The organism is Marinospirillum sp. (genome assembly GCF_044810985.1).
In the GTDB taxonomy this organism is placed as follows: Bacteria; Pseudomonadota; Gammaproteobacteria; order Pseudomonadales; family Halomonadaceae; genus Marinospirillum.
The window spans coordinates 1,687,764-1,700,503 of record NZ_CP085242.1 but is presented as its reverse complement, the minus strand read 5'-3'; the positions used below and the strand labels follow the sequence as shown (position 1 = coordinate 1,700,503).

Here is a 12,740-nt window from a genome sequence, read left to right as displayed (position 1 = left end):
CAGTAGCTTGAGACCAGACCTGAACAGTCTGGTCTTTTTTTTGGTCGGGATTTTCCGGGCATAAAAAAACCCCGCCGAAGCGGGGTTCAAGTCTCTAGTTACTGCAAGTACTGCTATTAAACAGAGTAGTACATGTCGAACTCAACAGGGTGGGTGGTCATGTTCAGACGATCCACTTCTTCCTGCTTGAGTTCAATGAAGCCATCCAGCATGTCGTCAGTGAAGACGCCACCTTTGGTCAGGAACTCACGATCCTTGTCCAGAGCTTCCAGAGCTTCGGTCAGGCTGGTAGCAACCTGTGGAATCTCTTTGGCTTCTTCGGCAGGCAGGTCATACAGGTTCTTGTCCATGGCATCGCCAGGATGAATCTTGTTCTGAATGCCGTCCAGGCCAGCCATCAGCAGTGCCGCGAAGCACAGGTAAGGGTTGGCTGAAGGATCAGGGAAACGGGTTTCCACACGACGCGCCTTGGGGCTGCTGACGTAAGGAATACGGATGGAGGCGGAACGGTTCTTGGCAGAGTAGGCCAGCATGACTGGAGCTTCAAAGCCGGGAACCAGGCGCTTGTAGGAGTTGGTGGAGCTGTTGGTCAGGGCATTCAGTGCTTTGGCATGCTTGATGACACCGCCAATGTAGTGCAGAGCCATTTCGGACAGGCCGCCATAGCCATCACCAGAAAACATGTTGTTGCCGTCTTTGGACAGGGACATGTGAACGTGCATGCCGGAGCCGTTGTCGCCAACCAGGGGCTTGGGCATAAAGGTGGCGGTTTTGCCGAAGCCATGGGCCACATTGTGTACACAATACTTCAGGCGCTGAACTTCATCGGCTTTTTTGACCAGAGTGTTGAAGGCAACACCGATTTCACACTGGTTGGCCGTGGCCACTTCGTGGTGGTGAACTTCAATTTTCAGACCCATGGCCGTCATGGCATTACACATGGCAGCACGGATTTCGTGTGAAGAATCAACCGGAGGAACGGGGAAGTAGCCGCCTTTAACGCGAGGACGGTGACCCATGTTGCCGCCTTCGATGGTGGCATCAGAAGACCAGGCTGCTTCTTCGGAGTTGATCTGGTAAGAAGCGCCGGACATGTCCTGCTTCCACTTCACGTCGTCAAAGATGAAGAATTCGGGCTCAGGACCAAAGAAAGCCGTGTCGGCAATGCCGGTGGACTTGAGGTACTCTTCTGCGCGACGGGCCACGGAGCGTGGGTCACGGTCATAACCCTGCATGGTGCTGGGTTCTATGATGTCGCACTGCAAAATCAGGGTGGGTTCATCGGTGAAAGGATCAAGAACGGCAGAAGAGTCGTCAGGACGCATGATCATGTCGGACTCGTTGATGCCTTTCCAGCCGCCGACGGAAGAGCCGTCAAACATCTGGCCGTCTTCAAAAAACTCTTCATCAACTCCTTCAGCAGGGATGGTGACGTGCTGCTCTTTACCACGGGCATCAGTAAAGTGCAGGTCGATCCACTTCACATCGTGTTCTTTAATAAGGTTCAGGCTTTTCTCGGACATCTGCGTCTCCGTTAATTGGCGTTGGATTAATAGGGTTTTTTGTATGCTGGCTGGATTGTAGCAAACCTTGTGCCAAAATCATGCAAAAAAGCCGGGCCCTGCATCAAACCTGGTGCTGAATTAACTGCTTGGCCTCATCATGAGGCAGGAATGCAGAAACATACAGCAATGACGCACTTAAATAATGCAAAAGAAAAAACGGTCGCACTAATGTGGTGCGCCAGAGGTTTGCCGGGCAGCAAAATTCACTCGTCATCAAAAGGCTATGACTGAAATCCTTCAGGGGTTATACTGTTGCGCCCTTTTTTCAGGTTGGCCGGGTGAAGACTTTTTTTCTGGCTGCCTGGTATTTTACCACCCTTCCGGCTTGGCCGGGGAGCAGCTTGTGATAGAAAAACTTCGTAACATTGCTATTATCGCCCACGTTGACCATGGTAAGACCACCCTGGTTGATAAACTCCTGAAGCAATCAGGAACCCTGGATCGCCGTGATGCTGATTCAGAGCGCGTTATGGATTCCAATGATCAGGAAAAAGAACGCGGCATTACCATTCTCGCCAAAAACACCGCAATTGGCTGGAACGATTACCGTATCAACATTATCGACACTCCGGGCCACGCCGATTTCGGTGGTGAAGTAGAACGTGTTATCTCCATGGTTGATTCAGTGCTTCTGCTGGTCGATGCCATGGACGGCCCCATGCCCCAGACCCGCTTTGTCACCCAGAAAGCTTTCGCACGTGGCCTCAAGCCCATTGTCGTTATCAACAAAGTTGACCGCCCCGGTGCTCGTCCCGACTGGGTCGTGGATCAGGTTTTTGACCTTTTTGACAACCTGGGTGCCACGGACGAACAGCTGGATTTCCCGATCATCTATGCTTCTGCCTTGAACGGCGTAGCTGGCGATGATCCAGAAAATATGGCCGAAGACATGACGCCGCTGTTCCAGGCGATTGTTGATCTGGTGCCTGCCCCCAATGTTGACCCCGAAGGCCCGCTGCAACTGCAGATTTCCGCGCTGGATTACAACTCCTACGTGGGCATTATCGGTGTTGGCCGGGTGACCCGTGGTCGCGTCAAGCCCAACCAGCAGGTTGTTGTGCTGGATCGTGATGGCAAAAGCCGTAAAGGCAAGGTCGGCCAGGTTCTGACTTATCACGGTTTGCAGCGTAACGAGACACCGGAAGGCGCTGAAGCGGGCGATATTATTTGTGTGACCGGTTTTGATCCTTTGAGCATTTCCGACACCATCTGTGATCCCGAAGCTCCTGAGGCCATGGTGCCCCTAACCGTGGATGAGCCGACAGTGACCATGACTTTCCAGGTCAATGATTCACCTTTTGCCGGTCGGGAAGGCAAATACGTCACCAGCCGTAACATCAAGGAGCGTCTGGAAAAAGAGCTGATCCACAATGTGGCACTGCGCGTTGAAGAAACCGAAAGCCCGGAAAAATTCCGTGTTTCCGGTCGTGGTGAGCTGCATCTTTCGGTTCTGATTGAAACCATGCGTCGCGAAGGCTACGAGCTGGGTGTTTCCCGCCCGGAAGTCATTATCCGTGAAGTGGATGGCGTCAAGCAGGAGCCATATGAAGAGCTGATTATTGATGTTGAAGAACAGCATCAGGGCGCAGTCATGGAAGAGCTGGGCAAGCGTAAAGCGATCATGAGCAACATGAACCCGGATGGTAAGGGGCGTGTGCGCCTGGATTTCGTGATTCCTTCACGCGGTTTGATCGGTTTCCGTAACCAGTTCATGACCCTGACTTCAGGCTCCGGCATTCTGACCAGTATTTTTGACCACTATGGTCCGCTGGCTGAAGGCGCCATGGCTAGCCGTATCAACGGTGTGCTGGTCTCCATGGCAACTGGCAAGGTGCTGGCTTATGCGTTGACCACCCTGCAGGATCGCGGCAAGTTGTTTGTGGAGCCGGGCGTGGAAGTTTACGAAGGCATGATCGTGGGTATTCATGCCCGTGATAATGACCTGGTTGTGAACCCCACCAAGGCCAAGAAACTGGATAACATGCGTGCTTCCGGTACGGATGAAACCATCCAGCTGGTGCCACCGGTTCGCTTCAGTCTGGAGCAGGCCCTGGAGTTCATTGATGATGATGAACTGGTTGAGGTGACCCCTCACCACACCCGGATGCGTAAGAAAGTTCTGAAAGAAAATGAACGCAAGCGTTCGAAAAAATCGTAATAAGTAACAACAAAACGGCCTGCGGGCCGTTTTTTGATTATTCGGGGAGATAAAATGCCTTTTAAGCGCAAACTGCTGTTGATCGTTTTTCTGGCTTTGATGGTGGTTCTACTTTGGCCCAAGGGGCAGGAGGATCTGACCCCCTCCACTGAGAATCGCCACCAGGAAATTGAAGAAGACACCACCCGGCAAGAAGAACCACAACCGGAAGAAGAGAGCCAGGAAGAAAGAACCCCGGAAGAAGAAGGCAGCGATTCCGTGGAGAATCTGGCCGATCTGCCCTTGAGTGATGAAGCTGAAACTGAGTCCGAGGGGAACGAAGCAGAAAAGGAAGAAACTGAACCGACACCTCAGGAGTCCGGTTTAAGCCAGGCTGGCCGGGAGTATCTGGAGCAGCGTGGGCTGGATAATCCAGAAGAAGAGGTCGTCAGGGATCTGATCTCGCGCAGTGACCTGCTTCCACAAAACTCCCTGGAGGGTGGCAGCGTGGAGTTTGTTGAGCAGGAAACCCGGTTACTCAATCATCGCTGGGTATTGGCCACCTTTACGGATGGTCAGACTCAGGGCCAGGCTCTGTATGAGTTTGAGGTTTCCGCCGGTGGTGATTTGGTCTGGGTCTTGTTGGCGCAGGCCACTTCACAGCAGCGTTCCGACTAAGAATTGCGCCGCTTCAGGTTGCGGATGATAAAGCGCCCCGGATGCAAAGCTTCAACCAGCTCGGTTTCCAGAGGGGCGGGTTCGCCACAGATCTGACTGGCCAGTAATTCCGCCGTGAGTGGAATGCTGGCCAAGCCCCTTGAGCCGTGCCCCAAATTCAACCAGAGACCGGGATGATTTCTGGCCGGAACACTGGCCTGCCAGTGGGCATTCTTCTTCAGAGGAGCGTAGTCTTCTTCCCAGCTGCAAACATCCGGTGCTGGCCCGATTAAGGGCAGATAGTCGGGACTGGTGCAGCGAAACCCCACTCGGCCTTCCAGGTGAGCTTCATTCAGATTATCCACACCCAGTTGCCTCAGCAAACCCGGCAAACTGCGGGTCATTTCCTGCCCGTTGCTCTGGTGATCCTCTTCGTTTAAACCCGTTTCATCCGAATGCAGGTTAAAGCTTGCACCAAAACAGAGCATTCCTTTCTGCGCCGGACTGACGTAACCCCCGGCACACACCACGCACTTGGGTAATTTCGGGTGTTTTTCCGACAGCGGCAGATGGGAAACCTGACCGCGAATGGATTTGACGGGCAGCCAGGCAGCCGGTGCAAACTGGCGGGTGGCAAAGGCCGTAGCCAGAATGACGGTATCATAGCTTTGCCTGTCCTGGGCCGTATACAGCTGCCAGCATTCCTGTTCAGAATCATGAATAAGGTTTTTGACCGGCGTGGAGTGGAATACCCGGATGCCGGGAAGCTGCTGCGCCAGATGGTGGCACAACTCTCCGGGTTTGACCCAGCCCGCTCTGGGATAAAAAAGCCCCTGGTCTGCTGCCGGTGTTCCTGCCAGTTCACTGGCCTCAGTTCGGCTGACAGGCCGGACCAGTGCGCAAGGGAGACTTTGCCGGTCCAGAAAACGGGCCTGGCGGTCTTTTTCTTTTGGCGTCAAAGCCAGCTGTAAAACCCCACTGGGTTGCCAGAAGCGCTGTTCAGGGTCGAGTCTTTGCAGCCAGCGACGGCTGTATTCCAGGCCTGCCAGATAAAAACGGCTGGCGGGGTTGGTGGCAATGGCCAGCTTGATGTACAAAACACCCTGACGGTTGCCCGAGCCACCGCAACCGGGTTGCTGGGCTTCATAGAGGTCAACCTTATAGCCGCGACGAGCCAGGGCTTCGGCGGTTGCCAGACCGGCCAGACCGGCACCGACAAGGGCAATGCGTCCGGGTTGGGACGAAGACTGACTCTGATACCAGAGGGCTGAATTTTGCGGCTCCAGGGTTCCTGAAAAATGACCCCGCAGCATTTCCCGCTTGCGTCCGAAACCGGGAATCTTTTCCAGAGCAAAACCGGCTGCTTGCAGGCCGCGTTTGACCACTCCGGCACAAGTGAAGGTGGCCAGGGTGGTCTGGGCATGGCTGGCACGGGCCAGAGCTTGAAAAAGTGAGTCTGTCCACATACCGGGGTTTTTGCCCGGTGCAAAACCATCCAGACACCAGGCATCCACTCTGCCTTGCAGGCCGCCCAGATTGCTGGCGGCATCGCCCAGCAGCAAATCCACCGTCACTCTGGGGTGCAACTGCAAGCGATGGTAACCCGACAGAGGCAGAGGGTAGTTGTTCTGAAGAGCCTGGGCATATTCCGCCAACTCGGGCCAATGCTTGTGGGCCCTGCACAGATCTTCGGCCGTCAGGGGGTAAAGCTCTGTGGAAATCCAGTGCAAGCGTGCGTCAGGAGGAGCGGTCTGTAAAAATACCTGCATTGCCAGCAGCAGATTCAGCCCGGTGCCCAGCCCGGTTTCCCCGACCACAAAGGCTCGATCTTCCTGCCAGTCACGCCAGCGCCGGGGCAGATGATTCTGCTCCAGAAACACATAGCGGGTTTCTGCAGGCCCCTGATCGCGGGAGAAATAGACATCATCAAAGGCAGGCGCAACCGGAGTGGCCGCCTGCCAGTCGATTCGGGCATTCTCAAGGATTCGGGGCTGGTGGTAACCAGGCAGATCAGACATTAAGGCAAAACTTTCTTGAAGGGTTTGACGGTCACCTTTTGATAAACCCCGGCAGCAAAGTAGGGGTCGGCATCCGCCCAGCTTTGCGCCGCTTCCAGGCTATCGAATTCGGCAACCACCAGGCTACCGGTGAAACCGGCATCGCCGGGGTTGTCACTGTCGATGGCCGGGTGGGGGCCGGCCAGAAGAAGGCGGCCTTCATCACGCAGGGCTTCCAGGCGGGCCAGATGCTGCGGGCGGGCTTCCAGGCGCTGCTCCAGGGTTCCGGGTTTGTCTTCACAGATCAGGGCGTAAAACATCGGTCATCTCCAGGTAAAAGTGTTAATCTAACGCCTATGACTCTTGCCAATTATCAATGTGATTATCACATGCATTCCACCGCCTCGGATGGTGCTTTAACCCCAACCGAGTTACTGACACTGGCGGCTGAAAAAGGCCTCAAAGAGCTGGCGCTGACCGACCATGATACCTTTGCTGGTTTGCAGGAAGCCAGAACTGCCGCCCGAGATTTTCAGATTCAACTTCTGGAAGGCATGGAATTCTCCTGTGCCTGGAAAGGCATGACTGTTCACCTTGTGGCTCTTTGGCCTCAGGGTCTGTCGGAAGCAGCCTGGGAAGTTGCCAGAATCCAGGAAGAGGCACGCTGGAGTCGGGCTGAAAAAATACTGATCAAGCTGGCCAAGGCGGATATTCATCTGACGCTGGATGAGGTGGTGGCCCAGGCTGGAGGCCGGGTTCCCGGTCGCCCCCACTTTGCAGCCTGCCTGATTGCAGGGGGGCATGTAAAAGATCAGGGGCAGGCATTTCGTAAGCTGTTGGGTGCAGGTAAACTGGGTGATGTCAAAAATCACTGGTTGGAGTTGTCGGACGCTCTGTCTTTGCTGCTTTCTGCCGGGGCCTTTTGCAGCCTGGCTCACCCCTTGCGCTACAAGTTGACCCGCAGTAAACGAGTGCGCTTGATAGAAGCTTTTGCTGCAGCGGGCGGCCAGGGTCTGGAAGCGGTGAGTGGACGCCAGGATGTCGCCCAGACGGCCAGCCTGATAAAGCTGGCCGCCACTTTGAATTTGCAGTTGAGCTGGGGTAGTGACTTCCATGCACCCGGCCCGGCTTGTCCGGCTCCCGGTGCTTATGCGACCCTGCCTTCGGCCTGTCAGCCCCTGAGTCAACTTTTAGCTTAAAGAATCAAGCAGAGGATCATTATGAGTCAGTACTTTGAGATACATCCGGAAAACCCGCAAAAACGCCTGATTCAACAGGCCGTGGAAATTCTGCGTTCCGGTGGTGTGATTGCCTATCCCACTGATTCTGCCTACGCCCTGGGCTGCTGCCTGGGTGAAAAAAAGGCTGTCGAGCGCATCAAGTGGATACGCCAGTTGGATGACAAGCACAATTTCACTCTGGTCTGTGCTGATCTGTCGGAACTGTCCACCTACGCCAAGGTGGACAATACCGTGTTTCGCTTACTGAAAAACACTACGCCTGGGCCTTACACCTACATACTCAATGCCACCAATGAAGTGCCCCGCCTGCTGTTGCATCCCAAACGCAGGGCCATTGGCCTGCGCGTGCCTGATCATGTCCTGACCCATGCCCTGCTGGAAGAGCTGGGTGCTCCCCTGATGAGTGTGACCCTGATGCTGCCGGATGAAGAATTGCCCATGCATGAAGCGGATGACATCCGTGAACGGGTCGGCAAGCTGGTGGATCTGGTGATTGATGGCGGTGCCTGCTCCATCGACCCCACCACGGTGGTGGATCTGCGCACCGGAGTGCCGGAAATCATCCGTGAAGGCCGGGGTGACGTGACACCTTTTACCGGCTAGTGCACATGAATCAACCCCTTGTCACCCCGGATCTTCTGGCCACAGTGGAAGGCAAACCCTATACGGAAATGCCTCAGGATCTGTTTATCCCCCCGGAAGCTCTGAAGGTTTTTCTGGAGGCCTTTGAAGGGCCTCTGGATCTTTTGCTTTACCTGATCCGCAAACACAATCTGGATATTCTCAGCGTTAATGTTGCCGAGATTACCCGCCAGTACATGGGCTATCTGGATCTGATGCAGGAATTGCAAATAGAACTGGCCGGTGAGTATCTGGTGATGGCGGCCATGCTGGCAGAGATCAAATCCCGCAGTCTTTTACCGCGCCCTCCCGGCGTTGAAGATGAAGACGACGAAGAAGATCCACGTGCGCAATTGATCCGTCGTCTGCTGGAATATGAGCAATTCAAGACCGCCGCCGAACGCCTGGAAGCGCTTCCCCGCCAGGACAGAGACCTTTTTCCGGCGACACCGGAGCGCCCCGACCTGGTGATTGAACAACGCCACCCCGAAGTAGGGCTGGATGAATTGCTCAAAGCTTTCGGGCGTTTGCTGCAACAGTCGGATCTGGTTGCACACCACCACGTCAGCCGCGAACCCCTGTCGACACGCGAGCGCATGTCCCAGGTGCTGGAGCAGCTCCAGACAGGTACCGCCTACCAGGCTTTTGATGACCTGTTTGACCTGAAAGAAGGTCGTCCGGGGCTGGTGGTCACTTTTATGGCTCTTCTGGAGTTGGTCAAGGAACAGCTTGTAGAGCTGGTGCAAACCCGCCTGTTTGCCCCCATTTATATTCGCCTGCGGCAGATGGCCGATGAAGCAGAGACCCTGGAAGTATGACGTCTAGAGTAAACACCGAACTGGCGAGAATTTTACAGGCACTCTTGTTGGCGGCCCGTGAACCCCTGAGCCTGGATCGCCTGCTGGCCCTTTTTACCGAGGCTGAACGGCCTCCCCGTGAAGAAATCAAACAGGCTCTGCAACAGCTTCAGGAAGAAGCGCTAGGCAGCAGCCAGGAATTGGTGGAACTGGCCAGCGGCTATCGTTATCAGATCCGGGCTGATTACGCCTCCTGGGTCAGCCGCCTCTGGGAAGAAAAGCCACCGCGTTATTCCCGTGCCTTGCTGGAAACCCTGGCCCTGATTGCCTACCGCCAGCCGGCGACCCGTGGCGAAATTGAAGAGGTGCGGGGGGTCAGTGTCAGCTCGCAGATTATTCGCACCCTGGAAGATCGTGAATGGGTACGAGTGGTCGGTCATCGCGAAGTACCCGGACGTCCGGCCCTTTATGCCACCACCCGCCAGTTTCTGGATTATTTCAACCTGCAAAGCCTGAATGACCTGCCGCCCCTGGATGAAATCCGCGAACTGGCGGAAGTGGACGAAAAGGAATGGCAGGACGATCTGGACAAAGCTCCCGTTTCACCTTTGCTGGAACTGCCGGAAGATGAGGATGGCCCTGATAGTGATGAATCCCTGACTCCGGCGGACCTGTTGAATCAGGAATTGCCGGAAGTCAGTGAACTGACCTTTGCTGATCTGGCCGAACGTTTTTCTGATGACAAGGAAGACCCGAAAAAGGATGAAAAATGAGTATCCAGAGACTAAAAGTTTAGTAAAGCGAGTGCAGGGTGCAGCAAATCGGGCTGTCTACAACAGGAGGTTGTAGTCGACCCACATGGAAGTGGGAAGTGCAGGCATTCATCAGGAATGAATTCTGCCAGAGCTTACAGGGATGTATTCACGCGTCCCGAGTTGCTGTGCGCTGCGCTGCAGAACCCTTACAGCTTGTTAATCAAGCACTTTTTCCTTAACCGTGTGTGAACACCTATGAAAAAAACTGAAAATACCCCGCCTGCAACCCAGGTTGAAAAAACCGAAAAACTCCAGAAGGTTCTGGCCCGCAGTGGCCTTGGCTCAAGACGGGAAATGGAGGCGGTGATCGAGGCTGGCCTGGTCAGCGTCAATGGCAAAACCGCGACCCTGGGCGACCGGATTCAGGCCAGTGACCGGGTGATGGTGCGTGGCAGGCCTGTTGCGACCCCCAGTGAAGAAGATCTGCCCCGGCGCATCATCATGTACAACAAGCCCGAAGGTGAGCTGGTGACCCGCAAGGACCCGGAAGGTCGTCGAACGGTGTTTGATCACCTGCCGCGTCTGAAAGGTGAGCGTTGGGTGGCGATAGGGCGTCTGGACATCAATACCAGCGGTCTTCTGCTGTTCACCAACGACGGTGAGCTGGCGAACCGGCTGATGCATCCTTCACACCAGATTGAGCGCGAATATGCCGTCCGGGTGATGGGGGAGGTCACGGATGAGATGCTGCAGGCCATGCAGCAGGGTGTGATGCTGGAAGATGGTCTGGCCAGCTTCTCGGCCATCCAGAGAGTGGGTGGTGAAGGGATCAATACCTGGTATCACGTGGTGATTACCGAAGGGCGCAATCGTGAAGTCAGGCGTCTGTGGGAGTCTCAGGGGGTGACTGTCAGTCGCCTCAAACGGGTGCGCTACGGTTCGATCTTCCTGGATAAGCGCACCAAGGTGGGTGAGTGGATTGAGTTGACCCAGGCCGAGGCGGATGAATTGTCGGCTCTGGCAGGGATGGAGTCGAAATCCTCGGCACCGGCTCCAGCACCGCGCAAAGGCTTTAAAACACGCAAGCCGGTGCATGCCATTGGCCGTAGACGTAAATAATCTGCTGTTTTTTAACGCCTGGGGGTTGCAAGCGGCGGAAAAACAGCTATTATATGCGCCGCGTTGACGGGTCGTTAGCTCAGTTGGTAGAGCAGTTGACTTTTAATCAATTGGTCGCAGGTTCGAATCCTGCACGACCCACCAAACGCCAACCTGATGCGGGTTTAATAGCATTTCCCCTTGGGGTCGTTAGCTCAGTTGGTAGAGCAGTTGACTTTTAATCAATTGGTCGCAGGTTCGAATCCTGCACGACCCACCAGAATTCAGAAAAAGCGGACTCTTTGCGAGGCCGCTTTTTTTTGCGCGTAAATTGGCTGTCTGCTCCCTTCCCTGCCACACTCCTTGAAAGAAGTTCATTGCTGGCTCCATGCCTCCTTTTCATTAGCCCTGTAAGGATGATTTATGTTGCAGGTCATCAAGTCTGTTTTAGCCGCCTTTCTGGGTGTTCAGTCGGAGAAAAATCGCCAGAGGGATTTTCAGGGTTCTTCCGTATGGCCCTTTGTTGTCACGGGTGTGGTGATGACGCTGGTGTTTGTTCTGCTGGTTGTTGGGGTTGCACGCTGGGCGGCCAGCTAATTTAGAACGCTTTGATTTAAATCATTGCGGTTTACACAGTGTTGCAAAAAGTTCCGCGCATTTCTCTGCTTCTGCCTATACTCCATTCAAAACAATGACAATTAACATTGGAGGAAGCTATGCACTCACTCCTGTTCGGGAGCCGGTGGCTGCTAGTGCTGCTGGGTTTTTTGACGACCCAGGCCCAGGCTGCAGCAATAAACACTTCGTCCGGCTGGAATATGCCGACGGGTGTTACAGGCATAAGTCAGGATATTTATAGCCTGCATATGATTATCTTTTGGATCTGTGTGGCGATCGCCCTGGTGGTTTTTGGGGTGATGTTCTGGTCCTTGTTTGTCTACCGCAAATCAAAAGGCGCCAAGTCTGCGCACTTTCATGAAAACACCACAGTGGAAGTGATCTGGACAGCAATCCCCCTGCTGATTTTGGTAGCCATGGCTGTTCCTGCCACGGGCACCCTCAAGCAAATCTATGATTCCACAGAAGCTGACATGGATATCCTGGTCACGGGTTATCAGTGGCGTTGGCATTATGAATACATGGAAGAGGACATCAGTTTCTTCAGTAATCTGGGCACGCCAAGAAGCCAGGTTCTGGGTGAAGAGGACAAGGGCGACTTCTACCTGCTGGAAGTTGATAACCCGCTGGTGGTTCCTGTGGGCAAAAAAATTCGCTTCCTGTTTACCTCCAATGACGTCATTCATGCCTGGTGGGTGCCTGATCTGGCCATCAAGAAAGATACGGTTCCCGGCTTTATCAATGAATCCTGGGTTGTGATTGATGAACCGGGCACCTATCGGGGCCAATGTGCTGAGCTCTGCGGTCAGAATCATGCTTTTATGCCCATTGAAGTCAAAGCCGTTTCTCAGGAGACCTATGCGGCCTGGCTGGAAGAGCAGGAGGAGATGGCTGCTGCTGATGCACAAGGAGATCAAAGGGAGTGGGCACTGGATGAACTGATGGAGCGTGGGGAGGGTGTCTACACCACCTATTGTGCTGCTTGTCACCAGGAAGATGGCTCAGGTATGCCGCCTGCTTTCCCTGCTTTACGGGACAACCCGCTGGTCACTGGTGAAGAGGGCTACAGCAAGCATATTGAAACGGTTCTATACGGTCGCTCGGGCACCTCCATGCCCGCCTACAGCGACACTCTTTCGGTCGCGGATATCGCAGCAGTCATTACCTATGAGCGGAACGCCTGGGGCAATGACAGTGGCGACCTGGTACAACCCACCGAAATCAGTGAATTGCTGAGCGACGACTAGGAGAAAG

Annotated in this window: 12 protein-coding genes and 2 tRNA genes; 11 read left to right on the top strand and 3 right to left on the bottom strand. The window is 54.5% G+C overall.

Features of this window, described 5'->3' with window-relative positions; genetic code table 11:
• Nucleotides 1-116 precede the first annotated feature (116 nt).
• Nucleotides 117-1,523 (bottom strand): glutamate--ammonia ligase, encoded by a 1,407-nt coding sequence (glnA, locus tag LG323_RS08120; protein WP_404414696.1) that lies wholly within the window; start codon nt 1,521-1,523, stop codon nt 117-119.
• 385 nt (nt 1,524-1,908) lie between these two features.
• Between glnA and typA the strand changes: the two genes are divergently transcribed.
• Together typA and LG323_RS08110 are read left to right on the top strand one after the other, a co-directional pair.
• On the top strand, nt 1,909-3,723 hold the full coding sequence (gene typA / locus LG323_RS08115) for a translational GTPase TypA (protein ID WP_310695407.1): 1,815 nt from the start codon (nt 1,909-1,911) through the stop codon (nt 3,721-3,723).
• A gap of 54 nt (nt 3,724-3,777) precedes the next feature.
• A complete protein-coding gene (locus tag LG323_RS08110; protein WP_404414693.1) occupies nt 3,778-4,380 on the top strand; it encodes a hypothetical protein in 603 nt (200 codons plus the stop codon).
• Here LG323_RS08110 and mnmC read toward each other — a convergent pair.
• Both mnmC and LG323_RS08100 read right to left on the bottom strand, forming a co-directional pair.
• A complete protein-coding gene (gene mnmC, locus LG323_RS08105; protein ID WP_404414690.1) occupies nt 4,377-6,377 on the bottom strand; it encodes a bifunctional tRNA (5-methylaminomethyl-2-thiouridine)(34)-methyltransferase MnmD/FAD-dependent 5-carboxymethylaminomethyl-2-thiouridine(34) oxidoreductase MnmC in 2,001 nt (666 codons plus the stop codon). The two genes, LG323_RS08110 and mnmC, sit on opposite strands and share 4 nt — an antisense overlap.
• Entirely contained in the window at nt 6,377-6,676 is a 300-nt protein-coding gene (locus LG323_RS08100) for a YciI family protein (protein ID WP_404414687.1), read from the bottom strand. The genes mnmC and LG323_RS08100 overlap by 1 nt, the downstream gene beginning before the upstream one ends.
• Nucleotides 6,677-6,745: 69 nt before the next feature.
• Between LG323_RS08100 and LG323_RS08095 the strand changes: the two genes are divergently transcribed.
• The 9 genes from LG323_RS08095 to coxB all read left to right on the top strand — a co-directional run bounded on the left by LG323_RS08095 (nt 6,746) and on the right by coxB (nt 12,733).
• Nucleotides 6,746-7,555, top strand: coding sequence for a PHP domain-containing protein (locus tag LG323_RS08095; RefSeq protein ID WP_404414685.1), 810 nt, complete (start codon nt 6,746-6,748; stop codon nt 7,553-7,555).
• Between the two features lie 21 nt (nt 7,556-7,576).
• Nucleotides 7,577-8,200, top strand: coding sequence for an L-threonylcarbamoyladenylate synthase (locus tag LG323_RS08090; RefSeq protein WP_404414682.1), 624 nt, complete (start codon nt 7,577-7,579; stop codon nt 8,198-8,200).
• 5 nt (nt 8,201-8,205) lie between these two features.
• Entirely contained in the window at nt 8,206-9,036 is an 831-nt protein-coding gene (locus LG323_RS08085; RefSeq protein ID WP_310695412.1) for a ScpA family protein, read from the top strand.
• Nucleotides 9,033-9,788 (top strand): SMC-Scp complex subunit ScpB, encoded by a 756-nt coding sequence (scpB, locus tag LG323_RS08080; RefSeq protein WP_404414679.1) that lies wholly within the window; start codon nt 9,033-9,035, stop codon nt 9,786-9,788. Before LG323_RS08085 ends, scpB begins: the two co-directional genes overlap by 4 nt.
• Nucleotides 9,789-10,025: 237 nt before the next feature.
• A complete protein-coding gene (gene rluB / locus LG323_RS08075) occupies nt 10,026-10,889 on the top strand; it encodes a 23S rRNA pseudouridine(2605) synthase RluB (protein ID WP_310695414.1) in 864 nt (287 codons plus the stop codon).
• Nucleotides 10,890-10,957: 68 nt separating this feature from the next.
• A tRNA-Lys gene (locus LG323_RS08070) sits at nt 10,958-11,033 on the top strand.
• Between the two features lie 39 nt (nt 11,034-11,072).
• Nucleotides 11,073-11,148, top strand: a tRNA-Lys gene (locus LG323_RS08065).
• Nucleotides 11,149-11,291: 143 nt separating this feature from the next.
• Nucleotides 11,292-11,465 (top strand): DUF2970 domain-containing protein, encoded by a 174-nt coding sequence (locus LG323_RS08060; RefSeq protein WP_404414676.1) that lies wholly within the window; start codon nt 11,292-11,294, stop codon nt 11,463-11,465.
• Between the two features lie 119 nt (nt 11,466-11,584).
• Nucleotides 11,585-12,733, top strand: coding sequence for a cytochrome c oxidase subunit II (gene coxB, locus LG323_RS08055; protein ID WP_404414674.1), 1,149 nt, complete (start codon nt 11,585-11,587; stop codon nt 12,731-12,733).
• Nucleotides 12,734-12,740 lie beyond the last annotated feature (7 nt).

Excerpts from the sequence above, each read along its gene's own strand:
- LG323_RS08090 (WP_404414682.1), top strand. The coding sequence starts at position 7,577 with ATGAGTCAGTACTTTGAGATACATCCGGAAAACCCGCAAAAACGCCTG.
- mnmC (WP_404414690.1), bottom strand. The coding sequence starts at position 6,377 with ATGTCTGATCTGCCTGGTTACCACCAGCCCCGAATCCTTGAGAATGCC.
- LG323_RS08095 (WP_404414685.1), top strand. The coding sequence starts at position 6,746 with ATGCATTCCACCGCCTCGGATGGTGCTTTAACCCCAACCGAGTTACTG.
- LG323_RS08060 (WP_404414676.1), top strand. The coding sequence starts at position 11,292 with ATGTTGCAGGTCATCAAGTCTGTTTTAGCCGCCTTTCTGGGTGTTCAG.
- coxB (WP_404414674.1), top strand. The coding sequence starts at position 11,585 with ATGCACTCACTCCTGTTCGGGAGCCGGTGGCTGCTAGTGCTGCTGGGT.
- rluB (WP_310695414.1), top strand. The coding sequence starts at position 10,026 with ATGAAAAAAACTGAAAATACCCCGCCTGCAACCCAGGTTGAAAAAACC.
- scpB (WP_404414679.1), top strand. The coding sequence starts at position 9,033 with ATGACGTCTAGAGTAAACACCGAACTGGCGAGAATTTTACAGGCACTC.
- LG323_RS08085 (WP_310695412.1), top strand. The coding sequence starts at position 8,206 with ATGAATCAACCCCTTGTCACCCCGGATCTTCTGGCCACAGTGGAAGGC.
- LG323_RS08100 (WP_404414687.1), bottom strand. The coding sequence starts at position 6,676 with ATGTTTTACGCCCTGATCTGTGAAGACAAACCCGGAACCCTGGAGCAG.
- glnA (WP_404414696.1), bottom strand. The coding sequence starts at position 1,523 with ATGTCCGAGAAAAGCCTGAACCTTATTAAAGAACACGATGTGAAGTGG.
- LG323_RS08110 (WP_404414693.1), top strand. The coding sequence starts at position 3,778 with ATGCCTTTTAAGCGCAAACTGCTGTTGATCGTTTTTCTGGCTTTGATG.